This window comes from Malacoplasma penetrans HF-2 (genome assembly GCF_000011225.1).
GTDB lineage: Bacteria > Bacillota_I > Bacilli_A > Mycoplasmatales > Mycoplasmoidaceae > Malacoplasma > Malacoplasma penetrans.
On record NC_004432.1, the window covers coordinates 798,142 to 819,810 of the forward strand.

Below are 21,669 nucleotides of genomic sequence, written 5' to 3' on the forward strand. Positions count from 1 at the left end.
AGTTGAATTTTATAAACTCATAAAAAATAATCTAAATTTATAAATAAGGTTTTAATTAAGGAGAATATTGTGTTTAAAAGTAAAGCACATGCATTTAGCTCTATTAATGCTTTAAGCAAAGGAAATTACTGTTCAAATTTTACTGCCCAAGAAATATTAAAAGAGGGTAATTTTGGAATTGGAGCTTTTGAATCTTTAAATGGTGAACTTATTATAGTTCATGGAAAAGCTTATCAAATCATTGATAATACCAATGTAATTTTATGTAATTCAAATGTAAATATATCTTATGCATTTGTTTGTAACCATGACTATAAAGGATTTGGATACAAATTTGAAAACTTAACTAAACAATCTTTAGAAAATAAACTACTAAAGATTTTTGATACAAAAAACTTAATACAAGCTGTCTATGCTAAAGCTATAGTAAAGCAATTACATTCAAGAACTTTCATTAGGCAAGAAAAGCCATATGTTGAAATACAAAAAATTAAAGAATTACAATCAGAAATTTGGATTCAAAACAAAGAAATAGAATTAGTCGGTTTTTACACTCCTAGTTTATTTTCTAATTTTAATATTGAAGGTTTCCACTGACATTACATTAGTCAAGATAAAGACTATGGTGGTCATGTTATAGATATGGAATTAGAATCAATCAGTTTAATTATTAAACCCATTCATGATCTTAACTATCATTCCCCAGTTTGTTTAGAATTTTTAGAATTAGACTTATCAGAAAATAAGTAATTAAATTATCAAATTCTTAAAACTACATTAAAATTTTTATGATTGTTTATAATCATAAAAATAGGGGTATAGTTCAATGGTAGAACAGCAGACTCCAAATCTGCGTGTTGTGGGTTCGAGTCCTGTTACCCCTGCCATTAAAATCTAAAATCTTATTGTGTTTTTTAATACAATAAGATTTTTTATTATTGAATTTTAATTTAGACTCATTACTGAAGATTAAGTATTTCTATTAGAAAAAATACATATTTTTTAAGATGTAAAATAAATGAATATTCATTTAAAGATAAAGCTGTTTTAGTGGTAGGTGAAGTTAGGAGAATAGGACTTGAAACTGTTAAAATTTTGCAACATCAAATACAACATTAGTAGTTGTTGGTTATAATAAAAAGTTATAAAAATAGTTGCATATAAAGAACTTAGAGAATTCGATACACTATCAAATGTTATAAAAGTGATGTGTCAAATGAAGTTGGCATAAAAATCTTAATTAATGAAATTAGAAAGTCATCGGAAAATTAGATGTATCATGTGTGCATGCTAGTAGTGATACAAAATTAGCAGATATAGTTAGAAAAGATTTTGATTGCATTGTTAATATTAACTTAGGTGGCATTTATAACTGTATAAAATATGAGATAGCACAAATGTTAAAACAATCTAATAAAGGTGTAATTGTTAATTGCTTTTCACAAAGTGGTGTTGTGGGGTTAGTAGGTGTTTCAGTTTATACTAAAAGTAAACATGCAGTATTTAGATTAACTAAATGTTCTGTTTTAAAATACTAGAAGCAGTATTAGAATAAATGTAACTATCTAGATAACAAATACTTCTATGGTTACTAATGTTGTTAAAATGGTACCTGAACACATGGATAAAGTAATTGATGATATCCTATTAGAAAAAAATTGGAAAAGCAAATAAGATAGTTTCTTTAGCACTATGATTATCTAGTGAATATGATGGTTTTGCAATATGGTAAACCTTTATAGTAGATGGTGGATATACAATAGTTTTGAATACCAAAGAAAAGGATAATCATTAATTTTATTATCTTTTTATTTTTTGTAGTTAATGAAAATTCTATTATTCACTAATAACATATTGATATTATTTCCATCCAACTATATTTCCATATAGTTAAATTTCACTATACAAAAATATAGTTGTTTTTACTATATGAAAATATAGTTAAAACTTAAACAAATAACATAATAGCAAAAAACACTCCATTTAACTGGAGTGTTTTTGTTGCTTTATTAATGATTCAATTTACTATAATGCAATTGATGAATGAAGTTTAGAAACTAATTCTTTAGCTGAATCTGCAATTGATTCAGAAGATAATTCTTTTGATATTTTTTGAATTTTATCTTTATAAATCAAGTACACAATTCCAGGAATTAAAATTCCACCACCAATAAAGTTACCTAAGATTGAAGGAATTATATTAACCCCTAAAAATAAGTATGGTGTTTCTACAGGTAAAAAAGTTTGCCCACTTTGAGCTAATATATTAGCAGAATCCATTCCAGATGAAACAACTAATGATTGTGAAATATTACAGAAAAACAATATTAAGTTAGCTACACAGTGTGGTGTTCCACTGATTACAAAAACAAATATTGTAAGTCATAACATTATTACAACTGCTGCTATATTTTTTGTTGAGAATGTAATATATAAAGTTACACAAACAAAAACATTACAAATAATACCAGAGAAGAAATTAGAAAAGAAAGTTCCAATTACTAATCCTGCTGAAATGCTTTCACCCGTTCTTAATGCAGTTCCTAACTCTCCAATTTTTTTAAGTGTAAAATCAGCTGCTAATTGAGTAAAAGCACCATGGTCTGTATATGCATTATTCCCATTAGAATCTTTTAAGTATGGTACTAAAACCCCCATAGCTAACAGAATTAAAAAGACAACTAAAGATCCTACAATATTTCCACCATAGCAAATTGCTAGGTTCTTAAAGAATTTATTAAATTTAACATCTTTAACACAGGCATTTGTAAAACCTAAACAATTAGTTGTAAATAAACTCCCACCAACAAATGTTATTAATAAAATTGCTACTGGGAACATTGCACCAATCAGTACTGTTTGCACTCCAGCATCTGCAAATTTAGATGCCCCATATAATGCAACATAATATCCTATTGCTACAAAAAAACCTGCCAACATTCCTTCTAGAAAGGTTTTTAAATATTTCTTGTTAGCTTTATAATTACTAGCTACAAAAACACCAACTACAGATCTTTCTGCAAGTGATGGGAAATTGGCTTTAATATTTGAAATTGCACCTAATTCATTTTTTGGTACATTTATATTTAAAGTTTTATCTTCCATTTATTTTCCTTTAATTTGAAACTTATATAATTTTAATATTTAAATTAAAAGAATATCAAAATAAAACAAAAAGTTTTTGTAATTTTATGAATTAAATTTTAATCAAATGATAACAACTAAAGTATCATTTTATAAATAGTAATTTTATTTAAAAACTAATTAAATATATAAAGATATGAAAATATTAATTTCACCTTCAAAAACTCAAAATAAGAATATAGATAGTTTTTCTAATAATGAAGAAAACATTTTATTTACTAACAAAACAAATGAATTAAATGATCTGTTAATAAAATCTATAAATAATGAAAAGTTTAATTCATGACTAGAATTAAAAAACAATTCCTTAATAGAAGAAACAATTAAAGATATAAAAGAATTCAAAAATAATAAAGCATATAAAGCAATTGAATTTTATGATGGATTACAATTCAAAAATATTTTGTATTCTCAATTGTCTGAAACACAAAAGACAAAACTTAATGAATCACTAATTATCATTTCTGGGTTTTATGGAATAGTTTTTCCTAACTCTTATATAAAACCATATAGATTAATGCTAGGTTCTAAAATTAATATCCCAAATTATAAAAATTTATATGACTTTTGATTTAAAGAATTTAATCAAAAATTAGAGGAACTAAATCCAGATAAATTAATAATAAATTTAGCAAGTGGTGAATATAGCAAATTGATAGATAACTCAATCTTTAATGTTATTAATGTTGATTTTAAATTGTTTAAATCAAATAAATATGTTTCATTATCTACATTTTCTAAACAATGTAGAGGTTATTTTATTAATCAATTTCTAAACATTAATTTAGATATTAATAAAATTAAAGATTTAGATATACTAGGATTTAAATTCAATAATGAACTTTCATATAAAAATAACTATATTTTTACCAAAGCCTATTAATTAATAAGTATTAAATATATTGTTTTTAATAAACAGTTAAAAGTCTTTGAACCTGTAATTTTTGCTATACAAAAACTTTTTTATATAAATAGTTTTTAATTTTTATAAGTCATTTATATATACAAAATTTTTAAAAATTTTAAATACTGTAAAAAAATAAAAACCCCTAACAGTACATGTTAAGGGCAAGGAATTAAAATGAATAGAAATTATATCTATTAATTTTATATAAAGAATATCATATTCATATAATAAAAAACAAAATCAAATCATTAAAAAAGAATTATATGAATACTATGAATAAATTCATTTTGTACACTTCTTTAAATAGTTATGTAAATCATAACAAGTTGCAAATAGAAGTATGAAGATTTTGCAACAATATTATTGTATCTAATAAATCAATTTTTTTTAACAAAAATTTACTAAATTCATAATCAATGTTGATTCCACAAGACTTTCTTCCTAAAAAAGACTAATCAATTATTTGTGATTTTGTCCCTCTTGGAGGCAAATCAATAATGCTTTTTATGAAAGAATTAATAAAAACAATTTAACAAAATTTTGAATTTAATTGAATTAATAATAGTCAAAAAATTAAATCTTAAAAAGTTATGCTAACAAAAAAATCTATTAAGTTAAACTGTATATAATTTTATGAAAAGTTTCAAAAACTTTTCTCAATCATTAATCAAAATATAGGAATATCTTAAGGTTAATAAAAGTAATATTTCAAATTTTAATTTTTATAATTTATGTATCTCTAGAACGTTATATAAATTTATGGTTTATATACAAGGAAAAAAATAAATGAAAAAATATTTTATCAACACATTTTGTTTAACTGGTGTTAATTTTATTTTCTTACCCAACTTCCAATTTGAAATTTCTTTCTCAAATAATTTGATTTCTGCTTCCATTGAAAACACAATATATGAAAACAAATGAATTGATTCCATTAAAGAATCATCTAAAACTACTAACCCAAAATTATTCTTTAATAGAAATGCTACTTTAGCATATCAACAAGCTATTTTAGTTTCTGAATATATGCTACTAGAAAAAGAAAATAGAGCAGGCAATGATGATATTTTGTTTTTCTATAATAATTCAATATATGAAAGTAACACATGAGCTTCACAAGAATGAGAAAGTAAATTTTTAAAAAATAATCAATCATTTAACAATTGAAATTTTAAATTAGTTAATAACACTTCTAAAATTGATAGTAGTTTTGGAAGCTATAAATATGAACAATACCCTGATGAAAATATAACTAATTACTTATTGAACTACTATACTAAAAAAGATTCAAATATCATGTTTGATGTTTGAATTGTAGATGGTGGTTTAGAAGATTTATTCAATTACAATAAAAGTAGTTATGAATTTATAAAACATGTCAATAAAATCTATGTTTTAACAGATGGTAATTATCAACCATATTATTTTGTTAACAATGCAATTAAAGAATATAAGACAAACAATTATAAACAACTTACATCACAAGAAGTTGCTGAAAAATTTAATACATATAAAAGTGACAGTTCCAATTCTTTAAAATCTGATTTTAATAAATACAAATTATATGATTTTATTCACAACTCAGATATTTTTACTTTTTTTCCACACTAACCCTTATACAGAATCAAGTTATTACACTCAAACTTTTAATTTACAGAATATTGAATTATATAAAACTTACAAAATTAATTATAACTACTATGATTTAGCAAATAAGTTATTTGACAAAAATAGTCAATCTTCACTAATTTCTGAGTTTATTGAAGATTATGAAAAATTTTTTAAAATTTATAATTTCAATAATTTATCTGATTTTATTTTGTTATCGGTAAAGTTAAATCCCCACCTTTCGGCAAAGTTAATTCCCCACCCCCCGTGAGGACTTAACTAAAGAAATGGGGATTTTTATAATTTCTCTAATAGGGGGAATTATGAAAAAAATTAACAAAATAAGAATGATAGATAAAATTAAAGAATTGTTAAAAAATCAACAAGTAGTAAACATTAAGGCTTTATCTAGAGATTTACAAATAGACAGAAAAACTGTTAGGAAGTATTTAAGAATTTTAAGTAATAACCCAGAATTAAAATCTTGTGACTTCAAAAGAAAATATAAAAAACCATCTAAGAATTTTTTATCACAAATTGAACATATTATAGAAGAGAGAATTGAATCTTATAAAGAAAAAACCAATGGAACTAAACCATCAATATTTTCAATTTATGAACATCTCTTGGATTACTTACCTTCAAAGCTTGAAATATCTAAAACTGAATTTAAAAATAAAATTTCCTATTCTACTTTTAAATCATTTTTAAAAGAAAATTATGATTATTCTTCAAGAGCTATTACTCCTCCAAAAAAAATAATAAAGGAAACCTATCCTGGAAAAATTTTGGAAATAGACTGGGCTGAAAATATTGTCATTCATACAAAGGAAGATGGAAAGTTAAAAATTAATATTTTGGTTACAAAGTTCTCGTATTCTAGATATATGAAGTTATTTGTTTCTTATGAAAAGAGTTCTCAAACTGTATTGAAGTTTTTAGTCTCTGCATTGGCAGAATTCCAAGGCAGCCCTCTTTATTTAGTTTGCGACAACATGAAATCTATTATTTCTAAAAACCAAAACTATTTAAACAAAAAGCCAATTTTAGAAAAACATTGAAATGATTTTGAAAGAGATTTTGGTATAGAGATTATTCCATGTGATCCAGCTTCACCAGAACAAAAAGCTAAGGTTGAAAGTGCTGTAAGAATTGCAAAAAAAATAAAAGCTTGAACTGGAGTAATTGAAAACAAAAATCACTTAATAGAAATTGTTAAAAACATAGAATCTAAATACAACAACAGTGAGAATGGTGTGGGGTTTAAACCAATTCAATCTTTTTTAAAACAAGAATTGCATACACTTCAACCTTTACCTAACAAAAAAATTATTGAAGGTTATTTAAATTCAAAAGAAACAAGAATGGTAAAAAATGACTATAAAATAGCATTTTTAAGCAATTTTTACTACTTACCACCTTTATATCTAAATGAATATGTGCAAATATATCAAGATGATTCTAATGTCTACATAGAACATAATGGAACAATAATTGCAACATATGAAAACAGTTTAAAAGTAGCTAAGCATTCTTTTACTACAACAGAAATTCATTCAGAAATTTTAAAGTATGAATTTTTAAAAAGAGGTGACAATATTTCAGAAGAAGTCATTAGGAAAATGGCAAAAGAAACTGTTGAGTCATTAGACTTGCAGTATAAACTAAAAGTTTTTAATCAGAAAAATCAGGAGACCTAAAATGAAAGAAATTGAAAATTTGTTAAATGAAGTTAAATGAACAACAAATGAAAAGGTATTTAATCTTTTAATGGATCAAAGATATTCTAGTCCTTTAATTGTTGAATTTTTAAAATCAATTTTAAGAGAGGAGGTAAACTTCAAAACTAAAAGAAGAAAATATTTAAAAGTTAAAACAGGAGGATTTGGAATAATAAAAACTATAGAAGAATTTGATTTCACTTTTCAACCACAAATAAATCAAAATCAAATTAATTATTTTTTAAATTTTGATTTTATAAAAAATAAACAAAATATAATTTTTCAAGGTACTTCAGGGGTTGGAAAAACTCATCTTGCCACAGCTATTGGGATTGCTGCTGCAGAGTCAAAATATAGTGTTTATTTTATTGACTGCAATAGGTTGTTAAATAATTTACAAGAAGCAAAATTTAAAAACCAACTTGCTCAAAGAATTAAACACTATTCTAAGTACAAGTTACTGATAATTGATGAATTGGGATTTCTTCCCATGGATCAAGAAAAAGCAAATATATTTTTTCAATTGGTTAATAGTAGATATTTAAAAAGCTCAACAATTATTACAACAAATAAACTATTTTCAGAATGGGGAAAACTATTCCAAGATGAAGTTATAGCAAGTGCAATATTGGATAGATTATTACATAAATCCCATGTTGTTAGCATTGCTGGAAAATCTTATAGAAACTATGAGTCTTTAAAATTAAAAGAAGAAATTGAATGAAAGGATAATGTTAAATAAAACCCTTTTAAATAAAAAAAGTTAAGTCCCACATTTATACTAAGGGGTGGGGAATTAACTTTACCGAAAGGGTGGGGAATTAACTTTACCAAAAACATATTTGAAAAAACTTAGATAAATACAATCCAAAAAAGAAAAACTTAATTTGATTAGGTGATTCTTTAATCACAAGCAGAGATCACACCTATCCTCAATGATTAAAGGAAATGAGAGATGTTATGCAATCATGGTTAAAAATTTTTCCTTCTAATGAGTACAATTTCTTTGCCAAAAAACCATCCTTATTATAATGAAGATGAAGATACTGAGTGAACCAATAAAATTCCAAACAATATAAGTGGGCAAGTCCAACTATCTAATTTGATAATTAATAATGAAGATCAAGCTTCACAAGTAATATATTTTCAAAAGGTTCCTTGAGAAATATTTTTGTCTTGAGATTACAAGCAGCAAATGACAAATAAGAACTATGTGCCTTTTTTTAATTTAGAACCATCTTTAAGTAATACTTCTTTTATAGGATTCCAATATACTACTACATCTATTCAGACAACAGCTTTCTTTTTAAAAGATGCTTATAATTATTCTTTAGAAGATATTAATAAAGTATTAAATTCATTTTATTTCCCTATACCTGAAACTTTTGATGTCATTATTAGAACAAATAAAGATTCATTTTCTGCTGATGATAGTTTAAATGGAATTTATGCTAAAAATAATATTTTAAAAATTAAAAATATTTATGATCCATTTGTTTTTTTACATAGCTTTCCAGAATATGAAAAAAATCAAATTTTAGCATCTTCATTTATCAATCAAAATTATGATCCAAATTATTCTGTTAATAATGAATATAATTTCTCTGATGTTGATAAGTCATTTTTTATTATTGGATTAATTGCAGTAATAACCTTTTCATTTCTAATTTTTATGTCTTTAAAAATATTTAAAAAAGAAAGTATAAATAAATAATTTTTTTAAGATCACTTTACATTTAATTTAAAAACTAATATTTTAGGATATTGTCAAGATTCTTTCCCTACATCCAAATAAGTCACAGAATTACCAGTGTCATTTTTTTCTTTCTCATTTCCTGCTGCCAATTTTAAATCTATTGCAAAGTATAGATTATCATTTGTATTGTTATTATTGAAAATATCTTTTAACCCATCATTAGGTCATTCATATTTTTCATTATTAAGTTTACTAATTTCAGTTGAGTTTTCATTTACATAAATCTTATCAGTTTTTAAAATTGCTCAGTTGCTATATCTATTTTTGCTATTGATTTCATCATACAACCACAAACCACTAGAAAAGTCTTGATTTGATATACCTCCTTTTAAATTAAAGTATTTTCAAATAGTTTGATCTAAATTAAAACTGTTTTTATTATCTTGTGAATTAATAAATTCAAATATTTTGGATGCTCAATTTGTGTCAGACTTTTCTATTGAAATTTCTTCATTTGATAAGTCAACTGATTTTGATCAATAATCTTTTATATTAATCACAATATTTGCTATTCCAAAATAATAGAAAGAATTGTTAGTGTCTATTTCAACTTTATAAGAGTTATTAATTGAATCATATGAAATATTGCTTATTGTTAAATCATTCCACATAATTCTTTTGTAAGTTTTCTTAACTAATAACATTATTTCATCATTAGATAATTCTTTACTTAAATCACTCGTGAAATAATCTATATGATTTGAAAAACTACCATCATAATCTTTAAATAATTCTTTGTTAATTTCAGACTTTTTTGTATTTTTATTTCAAAATAAATCAATTTGTTTTAACAATTGATCATTATATGCTCCCCAATCATTTTTTATTGGATTAACTAAATCTGAAATAACTCATGAAAAAAAATTAAATTGATAATAGTCAATTGGATTTCTTTCAAAATTTTTAAGAACTTTTAAAGATGGTAGCATAATTCCATTTCTATCAAATAAACCTTGATTACTTCAATTGTATCCATATTTTCAATCTAAGCTTTTATCACTGTTTGTTATGTAATTTATCCCTGATTGGCTAGCTCAAGTTTGTTTTCCTTTGTACAATCATCCGGGTTCTCAATAGTAAAATCCTGTTTCTTTATCAGGAGTTAATTGTGAAATCAGATTTAAAAAAGCATTCAGCATAACAACTTGACCACTGCTAGTTGTTGGAATACTATTACTATTAGTTTTATAATCTAAATCTCCTGTATACCCTGTATTGTCTGAAGTGTATGGAGTTGAGTATTCTTCAAAGATGATTTCTTTACCTAACTTTGTTCAAAAGCTAGAAAAATCTTGTCTAAATTTTTCTAAATTCAAACTTCAAAATGGATAATAAGTTACACCAACAATATCTAAATTTTCATCAATAAACTGATCATTTAAAAATGTTGATATAGCCTTTTTTGAAGTTTGACTACTTAGAGATTCTAAATGAACAGCTATTTTTATATTTGTGTTTTTATTGTATGTTTTATTTATATACTCTTGTGCTTCATTAACTGCCTCAATTGCACTTCTTAAGTATTTTATTGAAACATCAGGTTTTAAGTAATCTGATTCAAATTTAGAATCATCATTTCCTCAAACAAAACCTTTAGTAATTTCATTCCCAATTTGTACTTGAGCTGGTAAAACACCTGTTTCCTGGTAAATCTTTACTAATGAATTATAAGTAAAATCTTTAATAGCTTTTTTTATGCCTTCAGTATCCAAACCATCTCAGGCTTTTGGATTAATTTGATGACCAGGATCTGCCCAAAAATCAGAATAGTGAAAATCTAGATTGAAATGATTTATACCCTCTTTAATAGCTTGTTTCATAATATAAATATCTGTATCTAAATCATTTACACCTTCTAATTCTCCCATATATGATTTTTTGTTTTCGTCATATGGATCATTTCAAAGTCTTAAACGAATTGAATTCACATCACCTTGATCTTTTAAAATTTTGAAAAAGTTTTGATATTTTCTATTTCCATTGTCATCAATGTATGAATATAAATTATTATCAATATAATCTTGGATTGTTTGTTGAGTGTTATTTATAGTTATATTTTCAGTTTCATATTCTTTGTAACTATATGAAGATTTATCATCTTTTTTAATATTTTGTTCATTTAAAAAATTTGATGTTACATTTACATAACTTGAAATATCTACACCTTTTATAAAACTTTTAACAGTTTTAACCATCTCTAATTCAGATGAAACTGGAGCACAAGAAGTAACAAAAATTGATGCTCCTAAAATAGTTGAAACTAATGATATTTTTTTAATTTTGTTTTTCATTTTTATTTTTCCTTTTTAAAAACATATATGAACATGCAGCAATCAGAACTAATAAAGATAAAGTAATCAAAGGAATATAAAAATATTTTAGACTATTTGAATTATTGTCAGTATTTTCATTAACTTCTCTATTGAATTGATTTGTAGTTTTCTTGTTGTTTAAGTACATTTCATAAAATTTTTGATAGGGTTTGTAAATTGAATCTAAGAAATTTAAATTTCTTGAAACATTTTCATCATATGGTTCAGATGATAAATAAATGTTTCACCCTCATAATCCATAAGTTCCTACAATAGGAAAATTACTAGAAGCAATAGAAAGAAATGCTTGTTCTTCTGTATATCCATACTCATTCAAAGTAAATGAATATGTAGTAAGTATTACTGAAGTAGAATAAAGTAAACCAACAAAAGAGGTTTGAGGATTTATACTCTGATTTGTTTTGCTTGTAAAGAAAGGTGTGTAAGTTGAATTATTAATATGTTGTTGATAGTTATCTCAAGATAAAAATAATTCCCATCCAAATGATTTAAAAATAATTGGATTAATATTTGCTTTTTCAACAATATGATTAGTTAGCTTTATTTGATCTTCAATTGAATATGATGGGTGGTGTTTAAAGAAGTAATTATATTCATTTGGAGGATATTTTTTTACCATTGATGCATAAGTGTTTTGAATTTCATCATTAATTATTTGATCACTTAGATCTACTGGTAAAAGATTATCGCCCATTCAAACAAGGTTCTTCTTATTCTTATCATAATAATTTGAACCAACCTCTATAAAGTCTAAAAAGTTTGAAATATTCACTTTAAAAAACAATTCATAGTTACTTATAAACTTTTGAATTTGATTGCTATTAGAAGTTCCATATAGTTGATTAGATACTCCATAATACCCAATATCAAATATATAAACATCATACATTTGTTCCTTTGTTAAACCTCAATGTAATGGAGCATCATCATATTCTAAAATATGAAAAACTACAATAACATCACTTAACTTTAAAAAATCTTGGAATCTATATTGAGCTAATAATTGAGCTCTTTCATCATCTGTTGTACTATTGTTTATCAACTTTTGTCACTTCTCTTTTGTTTCAACTTCAGTTCAATTATTTTCTTTGTATCTTGAAACATAAGTTTGAGCAAAACTAAATGTTTGAGCATTACCATCTGAAAGAGTATATATCTTATTTATATATGGCAACAATTTTGATAACCCATTATATGAACCACTATTAAAAATAGAATCAATTGATAAATCAGCACCTCATATATCTATTTTTTTGCCTGAATCTAGTAATGTCTTATAATATTCATAAATTTTAACTAAATGATTATCTAAAGGATGAGTATTATATAGTTCATTATTAGAAACAGAAGTTATGTCATTAGTTTCTTTAACTAATAGTAAATTTTCATTACTCTCAATGACTGAATAATCAAATCTGTTATTTGTATAGTCATCACTTCTCATAAAATAAGCAATAGGTTTTATGCTTTGGTTGTTAGATATTTGGGATGTAGCATCTAAAGAAAGCATATATGTTAAAGCTATAATACTTTCTTGATAAACAAGAGCAGCACTTCTTGTGAAAAATATCTTAATAGTGTTAGTGTTTTGTGCAGATTCTTTAATAGAATCAATCCATTTTTGATTTGTTTTAGTTATTGAATTTGATTGAAGTTTAGTTACATCTAATGAAATAACTTTTTCTGAATTAAGTGATGTTGTTGAAAGTAAGGAAACTGTAATAAAACTACTTAAAGAAACAAAAGTATTTAATTTTTTATTAAATGATTTCATTTTTACTCCATTTTGATTTAATAAATTTAAAAATTATGGAAAAGTTACAAGACTAGAATATTGATTGGTAACATTATTTCTATGAAAATTATTTATCTTTATATTTGGCACCATTGTAAAAACAATAGACATGTATAAAGGACAAATAGTAAGAAAAACTCATAACAGTCCAAATAGACCAATTTTAGGTATGAATATACTTATTAAAACTACTGATGTTAACAAAATTGTAGATACTATTATTTCTACAATATTAGTTTTAATTGCATATCATATAGAGACTTTTTCACCTTCTTTTTTAGGTGTTACAAAAAAAGAAAATCTTTTTCCAAAAAGCCCTTTAATGACTGCTGTAATAGAAGAAGTAAATAATGATAGATAAACTAAATATTGAAAAAGTAAAACTAACACTAGATGGAAAAAATTTACTTTCTTCCAATAAAACATTGTTAAATTGATTAATGGAATTGAAGTCAAAATAACTGATAGTAATATGTATCAATCAAAATAACTGAAACTAAAATTCAATGGATATAGAATACTAATATTTATTACAAGAGAAAGTAATGAAAATATTGTTATAAAGAAACTTGCTTGATTTAAAAAGATATCTATTTTTTTAAAAAATGGAGCTTTAAAAAAGAAAATTTTTCATCCTATCTTTTTAAAACATTCAACCCCTCCCATAGTTCATCTAAATTGCCTTTTCTTAAATGAAATATAGTCACTTGGGAATTTTTCATAGCAAACAATATTATTAGCATAAGCTGTTAAGAAATTATTTTTTAAAGCTTGAAATGTTAGTGCTCAATCTTCTAGTAATATTTCTGGAAAACCTCCTGATTTTTCATAACATTCTCTTTTAATCATTGCACCGTGGCCACATAAATTTAACATGCCTATACTATTTCTTACATTGTATTGATTTTGTCATTGATAGTTATGTATATAACTCCCAATATAGTCAAACCAATTAGTTTGTCTTGTACAAAGATTTTTAGCTTGCAATATTCCTAATTCCTTATTTTCTTCAAAATACATTAAAGATTTCCCAACAAAATCACTTGGAATTATTTCATCTGCATCTAATATGATAAAGAAATCATAATCTTTTCTTTTTAATAAAAAGTTGTTAATATTCCCAGCTTTAAAACCCTTATTATTTTTTCTTCTTATAACTTTTACATTTTCATATTTTCTAGCAAATTTATTAACTTGATCTTTATATTCTTTTTTATTGGAATCATCTAGTATAAAAAATTGGCAATTCTTATATTCTTGCTTTAGACTTTCAGTTATACTTTCTTCATCAAAATCATTACATGTACAATAAACAATAAATACAACATAGTTTAAATTATTAATTTTAGATTTATTTAGCAAATAATCTTTATTTCTTAGAACTCTTTCTGCTCTTATATTTTTTCTAATAAAAATGTAATATAAAGTCTGAATAAACTCTTTTATATTGTTGCAAAACAATAAGCTAAAGAATATAAAATTGAAAAATATCAAAATTCTTGTTGCTATTTTTGAATATGAGAAATTAGTATTCTCTCATTGCAAAATAATATTTACATAGTAGGAAAGAATCACAACTAATATTCAAAGCAAAATTGTAATTCATCAAATTAAGTTATATAAATATTTTTCTTTTTTATCTTTTTTGAGATTAATAAATTTATTTTTAGTATTTTTCATATATTAAAAAACATCAATTAGTAAGAATTGTATTACTATTTCAAAAAAAAAAAAAAACCCCTTTTTTTTTTAAAAACACATGCGTTTTCAGTAGTAAATTTATTTAGTTTTTTATAAGTTTTTTTAAATTGAATTAGTTCAATTGAATGTTCTTTTAACAGCTTCTTGTCAGCCTTTAAGTTTTTTATTAACAACTTCTTTTGATAATCCGGGCCTAAAGCTTTTATCGATTGGATTAAGTTTTTTTAGTTCATCAATTGATTTTCAGAATCCTGATGCTGATCCTGCTAAGTAAGCTGCACCAAGTGCAGTAGTTTCAATATTAGTTGGTCTCATAATTGTTACATCACTAATTGAAGATTGGAATTGCATTAAATAATTTGAATTTGATGCACCACCATCTACTTTCATAATATTGATTTTTTTACCAATGTCTTTTTGCATAGCGCTTAAAAGATCATTTGATTGGAAAGCAATTGCTTCAATTGTAGCTTTAACAATATGTTCTCTTTTAGTTCCTCTTTCAAGTCCAAAAATAGCACCTCTAGAACTTGAATCTCAATATGGTGCTCCAAGACCTGTAAATGACGGAACCATGTAAACATTTTGAGGTTCTTGGTCAGCTAATCCACAATAGAAATCACATTCTTGTGCATTGTAAATAACTTTAATTGAATCTCTTAATCACTTAATACCAGATCCAGCAATAAACACTGAACCTTCTAATGCATAAATTGGTTTTTGATTACCTAGTTTTCATGCAATTGTAGTTACTAGTTTATTTTTAGAAAAGATTGCACGTTCACCTGTATTAATTAATGTAAAACAACCTGTTCCATATGTATTTTTAACCATTCCAGGTTCTGTACATAATTGACCAAATAATGATGATTGTTGGTCACCAGCTACACCCATAATAGGAACAGCAGCTGTTGCTCTTTGTGATAAGTATTTTGGATTAATTGTTCCATATAATTCACTAGATGATTTTACCACTGGTAAAATTTCTCTTGGAATTTCTAATAAATCCAAAATTTCTTGATCTCATTCTAATGTGTTGATGTTGTACAACATTGTTCTTGATGCATTTGTAACATCAGTTGCATGTACTTTACCGTCTGTTAATTTTCAAATTAATCAAGTATCAATTGTTCCAGCTAATAATTTATGTTCTTGTAATTTTTGAGCAGCTTCTGGAACATTTTTTAGAATTCATCTAATTTTAGTACCTGAGAAGTATGGGTTAATAATTAACCCAGTTTTAGAAGAAATGATATTTGCTTTTCCTTGTTTAATTAATTCATCACAATATTCACTTGTTCTTCTATCTTGTCAAACAATAGCATTATAAACTGGTAAACCAGTTTCTTTATCTCATAAAACTACAGTTTCTCTTTGGTTTGTAATCCCAATAGCAGCCATATTATGAGATTTAATATTTGCTCTTGATTTTGCACTTTGTAAAGTACCTAATTGTGTAGTTCAGATTTCAATTGCATCATGTTCTACTCATCCTGATTGTGGGAAATATTGAGTAAATTCAGTTTGAGCAGAAGATACCATATTACCATTTTGATCAAAAATAATAGTTCTACAAGAAGTAGTACCAGAGTCTAATGACACAATGTATTTTTTTGTATTATCCATATTTTTACCCTTAATAATTTAGTATTAGTGAAATACTTTATATTTCTTGTGGTAGAAGTCTTTAGTAATTAATTCTAAACCACTCTTAGATAATAGTTTTTCAATGTATAAAGCAATTGCTGGAGCAGAAGCTAAAGCTGGTGATTGCATTCCAGCAGCATTAATGAAATTCTTATTATTTTTTGCACATCTAATAACAAAGTCATTAGTTTCTACATCTATTGGTCTAGAACCTGATAAAGTCATCACAGTTCTACTCATATCTAAAGATGGAATTATATGTTTACCAATATCACCAATGTAATCATATTTTTCTCTAGTTACTAATCTTGTATCTTCTTTAGCAACTCCTTCTTCAGCAGTTGGACCAACCAATACATGTCCATCTAACATTGGAGCAACTATTACACCTTTACCATGAATAGTTGGTACCATGAAACAAATTGATTTAACAACACCATTAAGAGAACGGTCTAAAATTCTATATCCCCCTCTTCTTGTTGTTTGTTTAAAGTCTCCACAATTTGCCATTTCTGCAATTCTGTCAGCATAGTGACCAGCAGCATTAACAATGTATCTTGAGCTTACAATTTCTCTATTGTTAATTTCAATATTGAATTGATTGTTTACAAATTCAATTCCAGTAACTTCAGAATTTTTTCTTAACTCTACTCCATTACCTTCAGCCACTGCTAAAAATGCAGATGTAGCTTGAACAGGATCAATTGCTCATGAACTTGTACATAACAATGCACCAGCAACATCTCTGTTTAAGTTTGGTTCTCTTTCTAATAATTCTTCTTTAGAAATAATTCTCATATCAGAAGCTAATACACCATTAGTTATTCCACGGTCATATAGCATCTTTACTGCATCCATTTCTTCTTCATTGAAAGCAATAATTAATGAGTCAACTTGTGCTCTAGAAAAATCTAGAACTTTAAAGATTTCTTCTCTTCAAATTCTGTTTCCTAAAACATTTAATTTTGCTTCAAGTTTATGTGGTTCTGGATCAAATCCACCATGAATTACACCAGAGTTACCTTTTGATGTTTCATCAGCATAAACTGGATTTTTTTCTAATAATAAAATTTTTAAATTATATCTTGAAAGTCTGTAGGCAATAATAGAACCAATTATTCCACCACCTACTATTGTTAAATCGTACATTTATATATCACCTTGAAAGTTAAATTCTTTCATTTTCCTTTTTTTAAAAAATTAAATTAAACCAAAGCATCCCATTACTACTCCAGCAGCCATTGGAGCAACAACTGGAACTCAGCTGTATCCTCAATCACAGATACCAGCAACTTTATCTTCTTTTCTTAAGAAATTAACAAGACCTGCAAAAACAATTCTTGGACCTAAATCTCTTGCTGGGTTCAATGAGAAACCAGTTGCAGATCCTAAAGACATACCAATAGAAGTAATAATTAACATTACAAATAATGGACCAATGTTTACACTTGGAATACCACTCTTATTGCTTCCAAAAACTAAAATCATTCCAGTTAATACTAAAGTACCAACAAATTCATAAGATAAGTTAAAGATTGTTGCTTTATCTTCTTTGTTTTTGTAAGCTGCACCAGTTGAATGAGCACCTCTAATTACATCTAGTGGGTTTTCTCTGTCTTTAATAAATTTGTAGTTAATAAAGTTTAAAACACTTTGTCCTAACATTGCACCTAGCATTTGGAAAATAACTGAAATAAAGAAAGTTGCAGCAATACCTGCAGCTACACTTCCAGTTGCTAAAATCCCTGTAGCATAAAGTCCACCAGGATTTTTAGAAGCAATGATAGCTTGCATAATAGAAACCACTGGGTTTAATCATCCATCTCCACCCATGGCAATAGAGACCATAGCACCTGCAAAAACTGCTAGACCTCATGCAAATGAAATTAAGATTCATTTTCCTGATTGATTAGCATTCATCCTTTTGTAAGAAACTGATGCACAAACACCATTTCCTAAAAGAATTAACACAGCAGTACCAACCAATTCAGAAAGTAGACCTAATCATCACGTAGTCATATTATCTTTTCCTTCCGAATTTATTATTCGCTAAAAAAATTAATGTAGAAATACATCTACAATTTAAAGTTTCCAACTAGTCGAAAAAAATTTAAAAACAAAAAAATTTTAAAATTAAAATTAATCGCAAAATTTTTTTGCTCTTAATAAAGACATTTTATATCATCATTTTTTTAATGAATCATAAGTAAAATAAAGTGGTATAATTGTGGTCAACAAACAAAAAACCTAATTAAAATCTTTATGTTTTAATTAGGTTTTTTACTTTTTATTTACTTATTATTTTTATCAATTTCATCAAAAACAAGTTTTTTAATTTCATCATATATTTCATTATTTTCTTTTAAATATGAATCTAAGTTATTTCTACCTTGTGCTAGTTTTGTCTCATTATAATAAAATCAAGATCCTGATTTTTTAATAATTTCATACTCGATTGCAAAATCTATGATTTCTTTTGTTGGATCAAATCCTTTGTTGAAAAAGATATCAACAAAACAATTTTTAAAAGGAGGCGCAACTTTATTTTTAGTAACAGTAATTTTAGATCTAATTCCAATTACATCAGTTCCTGATTTAATTAATTCACTTCTTCTCACATCTAACCTTAAAGTGCTGAAAAACTTTAATGCTCTTCCACCTGTTGTAATTTCGTTGTTACCAAACATTACGCCAATTTTTTCTCTCACTTGATTGATAAAAATTACAGTAGTTTTATGTTTGCTTAAAGATGTTTGCAAGATCTTTAATCCCTTTGACATCATTCTTGCATGTGTCCCCATTGATTGGTCTTCCATTGATGATTCTATATCATTTTTAGGAACTAATGCTGCAACTGAATCTACTACTATTAAATCAACCATATTAGTTTTAATTAATGCATCAATTATAGAAAATGCTTGTTCACCATATTCTGGTGTTGCAACTAATAATTTAGTTGGATCAATCCCAAGGTGTGATAAGTATTTTGAATCTATTGAGCATTCAGCATCAATATATGCAACACTACCACCTTCTTTAATACATTCTTTAACACATTGTAATGCTATTGTTGTTTTACCAGAAGATTCATTTCCATAAATTTCAATAATCTTTCCTTTTGGGTATCCCCCAACTCCAATTGCATTGTCTAATAAAATACTCCCACTTTTAATAACTTGGTTATCAAAAGATTCAGATTGAGAAAAAGTTTCTTTTCCAAATTTTTTCTCAATCTCTTTAATTGCTAATTCTAAAGCTTTTTGTTCTGTCATACTATTCATAATTTTTTACCTCTTAAGTTTTTATAAAAAGCTAAGAAGCAAAATAAATAAAGTTAATTAGTTTTATTCATTAAACTTATCTGGACGATAAACTAATTTAAAAAGTTCTTCAATAATCTTTGAAACAATAGTAATTCTATTGTTTGTTTTTCCTTCATCTTTTAAAGTTATTTCAAAATCATATGCTTTATCTACAATGATAATACAAAAATATGCCTTGCATTCTCTGTATTCATTAATGTCTACATTGTTGAATGGTCCTGCATGACCTGTTACTGATATTGAAATATCTGTTTTCAATTTATCTCTAATTCCTTTAGCCATCTCTCTTGCTACATTTGCAGAATAAGCAGTGTATTTGTCTAAAGTATCACCATTTACTCTAAGTAATTCTTTTTTTGCAAAATCTGTATAAGCTACAATACCACCTTTAAATACCTTTGATGCATTTGGTACATCAACAAAAGTAGAGGCAATCATTCCACCAGTTACAGATTCAGCTATTCCAAGAGTTAACTTAGATTTAAGCAATTCATTTATTATTATTTCTTTGTAATTCACTTTAATCTCCAAGGAAGTTTGTTGTTCAATAATAATTATTATATTTTTTAAAGATTTATTTTATTAATTTTTTTATCTTTATTTATTTATAACTTCTTATATTTTGAGTAGTCTCTTTTATGTCTACTCATTATATGTATGTAAATTTTTAGGGTTAATGTCATAAAAAAAACAATAATTTTTTTTTTTTTAATTAAAAACTATTTTTTCTAACTAAATCTAATAATTTCTTATGGTTTTTTAACTTAATAAAATTAATTAGAAAGATCCTTATTGTGTATTTAAATTAATAACTTTACTATTACTAACCAAACAACTTTGCTTGTGGTTTTGCTTAGTTAAATAAAAATAACAACTAAGTGAATAGTTGTTATCATTAAGGTTATTAAAGGTTGTAAACTTATATATTAAACAAAGTCAGGTGAATTATGGCTCTTGCAGTATTTGCCGGCTTTTACATCTGCCATATCTGCTTCAAGAACTGAAACTTTTTCTTTAAGAATAGTTACATCTTCTTTAAGAACAGCAACATCTTCTTTAAGAACAGCAACGTCTTCCTTAAGAACAGCAACGTCTTCTTTAAGAATTTTAATATCTTGTTTCATTTCTTTCATTTCATCAATAAGATAATCTAATTTTTTATTAATTTCATCATGGGCATCGCCTCCACAAATAGTGCCACCACCACGACCATCTGTTGGTCCTAAAATAATAGGTTTTTGATATTTTCTACTAACTACCATTTCCACATATCCTTTAATATAAGTTGTTTCAGTTATTTCATTTTCAGATTCATTTTCATAAACATTGAATGATTCTTCAAAATCTCTAACATTTACAATTTTACAACCTTTTATTTTTCTAACAAAATCTTTTTCTTTTAAAGGACCAGTAAAAGACCCTGAATCAGAATTTATTTTTTGGTTGTTATTAAATTTGTCATTCATAATTTTTTGATTCCTTTGTAAATTAAATCTATTGATGAGTGGTAAATTAATTAACTATATGTATTAGATAATTTGGCTTTGTTTGTTTTAAAACAAATTATTAATTTTTATAGTTTAGTAATTGGATAAAAAATATTAACAATTTTAATCCCCGTTTTTTACCTCTCTATTATATGTCTGTAAATTTTTGGGGCAAATGTCATAAAAAAAGTGTCATTTTTTTAAAATTTTTAACTATTTTTTTAAAAAATACTCAAATAGCACATCA

The 21,669-nt window shown here is 25.4% G+C and carries 17 protein-coding genes and 1 tRNA gene; 8 read left to right on the top strand and 10 right to left on the bottom strand.

Annotated features, from left to right (window positions below; genetic code table 4):
• Nucleotides 1–69 precede the first annotated feature (69 nt).
• The 3 genes from MYPE_RS03235 (at nt 70) to MYPE_RS05430 (ending at nt 1,538) form a co-directional block, all read left to right on the top strand.
• The gene (locus tag MYPE_RS03235) at nt 70–750 is read left to right on the top strand and encodes an acetolactate decarboxylase (RefSeq protein ID WP_011077446.1); all 681 of its coding nucleotides are present in this window, start codon (nt 70–72) and stop codon (nt 748–750) included.
• Between the two features lie 62 nt (nt 751–812).
• Nucleotides 813–887 (top strand) — tRNA-Trp (locus tag MYPE_RS03240).
• A 381-nt stretch (nt 888–1,268) separates the two neighbouring features.
• Nucleotides 1,269–1,538 carry an SDR family NAD(P)-dependent oxidoreductase gene (locus MYPE_RS05430; RefSeq protein WP_324293362.1) on the top strand — a complete coding sequence of 90 codons (270 nt, stop codon included), beginning with the start codon at nt 1,269–1,271 and terminating at the stop codon, nt 1,536–1,538.
• Between the two features lie 487 nt (nt 1,539–2,025).
• On the opposite strand, the gene MYPE_RS03250 is transcribed toward MYPE_RS05430, so the two are convergent.
• Nucleotides 2,026–3,105, bottom strand: coding sequence for a formate/nitrite transporter family protein (locus MYPE_RS03250; protein WP_011077448.1), 1,080 nt, complete (start codon nt 3,103–3,105; stop codon nt 2,026–2,028).
• A gap of 175 nt (nt 3,106–3,280) precedes the next feature.
• Between MYPE_RS03250 and MYPE_RS03255 the strand changes: the two genes are divergently transcribed.
• From MYPE_RS03255 to MYPE_RS03280, 5 genes are all read left to right on the top strand, one after another.
• Nucleotides 3,281–4,027 carry a YaaA family protein gene (locus MYPE_RS03255; protein WP_011077449.1) on the top strand — a complete coding sequence of 249 codons (747 nt, stop codon included), beginning with the start codon at nt 3,281–3,283 and terminating at the stop codon, nt 4,025–4,027.
• Nucleotides 4,028–4,837: 810 nt separating this feature from the next.
• A complete protein-coding gene (locus MYPE_RS03260) occupies nt 4,838–5,662 on the top strand; it encodes a hypothetical protein (protein ID WP_011077451.1) in 825 nt (274 codons plus the stop codon).
• A 320-nt stretch (nt 5,663–5,982) separates the two neighbouring features.
• Nucleotides 5,983–7,359 carry a DDE-type integrase/transposase/recombinase gene (locus MYPE_RS03270; RefSeq protein ID WP_044891206.1) on the top strand — a complete coding sequence of 459 codons (1,377 nt, stop codon included), beginning with the start codon at nt 5,983–5,985 and terminating at the stop codon, nt 7,357–7,359.
• A 1-nt stretch (nt 7,360) separates the two neighbouring features.
• Nucleotides 7,361–8,122, top strand: a complete 762-nt coding sequence (gene istB, locus MYPE_RS03275) for an IS21-like element helper ATPase IstB (RefSeq protein ID WP_011077044.1) — start codon at nt 7,361–7,363, stop codon at nt 8,120–8,122.
• A gap of 249 nt (nt 8,123–8,371) precedes the next feature.
• Nucleotides 8,372–9,094: a hypothetical protein gene (locus MYPE_RS03280; RefSeq protein WP_011077452.1), complete on the top strand. Its 723-nt coding sequence runs from the start codon at nt 8,372–8,374 to the stop codon at nt 9,092–9,094.
• Nucleotides 9,095–9,099: 5 nt separating this feature from the next.
• Here MYPE_RS03280 and MYPE_RS03285 read toward each other — a convergent pair whose 3' ends face one another.
• The 9 genes from MYPE_RS03285 to MYPE_RS05435 form a co-directional block, all read right to left on the bottom strand.
• Nucleotides 9,100–11,427 carry a glycosyl hydrolase 53 family protein gene (locus MYPE_RS03285; protein WP_011077453.1) on the bottom strand — a complete coding sequence of 776 codons (2,328 nt, stop codon included), beginning with the start codon at nt 11,425–11,427 and terminating at the stop codon, nt 9,100–9,102.
• Nucleotides 11,411–13,243 carry a hypothetical protein gene (locus tag MYPE_RS03290; protein WP_011077454.1) on the bottom strand — a complete coding sequence of 611 codons (1,833 nt, stop codon included), beginning with the start codon at nt 13,241–13,243 and terminating at the stop codon, nt 11,411–11,413. Before MYPE_RS03290 ends, MYPE_RS03285 begins: the two co-directional genes overlap by 17 nt.
• A 33-nt stretch (nt 13,244–13,276) precedes the next feature.
• A complete protein-coding gene (locus MYPE_RS03295) occupies nt 13,277–14,944 on the bottom strand; it encodes a glycosyltransferase (RefSeq protein ID WP_011077455.1) in 1,668 nt (555 codons plus the stop codon).
• 123 nt (nt 14,945–15,067) lie between these two features.
• Nucleotides 15,068–16,591 carry a glycerol kinase GlpK gene (glpK, locus tag MYPE_RS03300; protein ID WP_011077456.1) on the bottom strand — a complete coding sequence of 508 codons (1,524 nt, stop codon included), beginning with the start codon at nt 16,589–16,591 and terminating at the stop codon, nt 15,068–15,070.
• Between the two features lie 24 nt (nt 16,592–16,615).
• Complete coding sequence (gene glpO, locus MYPE_RS03305) at nt 16,616–17,761, bottom strand: type 2 glycerol-3-phosphate oxidase (protein WP_011077457.1); 1,146 nt, start codon at nt 17,759–17,761, stop codon at nt 16,616–16,618.
• A 51-nt stretch (nt 17,762–17,812) separates the two neighbouring features.
• A complete protein-coding gene (locus tag MYPE_RS03310) occupies nt 17,813–18,631 on the bottom strand; it encodes an MIP/aquaporin family protein (RefSeq protein ID WP_011077458.1) in 819 nt (272 codons plus the stop codon).
• A 272-nt stretch (nt 18,632–18,903) separates the two neighbouring features.
• A complete protein-coding gene (gene recA / locus MYPE_RS03315; RefSeq protein WP_011077459.1) occupies nt 18,904–19,893 on the bottom strand; it encodes a recombinase RecA in 990 nt (329 codons plus the stop codon).
• A gap of 63 nt (nt 19,894–19,956) precedes the next feature.
• Entirely contained in the window at nt 19,957–20,454 is a 498-nt protein-coding gene (locus tag MYPE_RS03320) for a CinA family protein (RefSeq protein WP_011077460.1), read from the bottom strand.
• Between the two features lie 407 nt (nt 20,455–20,861).
• Nucleotides 20,862–21,401 (bottom strand): hypothetical protein, encoded by a 540-nt coding sequence (locus tag MYPE_RS05435; protein WP_011077461.1) that lies wholly within the window; start codon nt 21,399–21,401, stop codon nt 20,862–20,864.
• Nucleotides 21,402–21,669 lie beyond the last annotated feature (268 nt).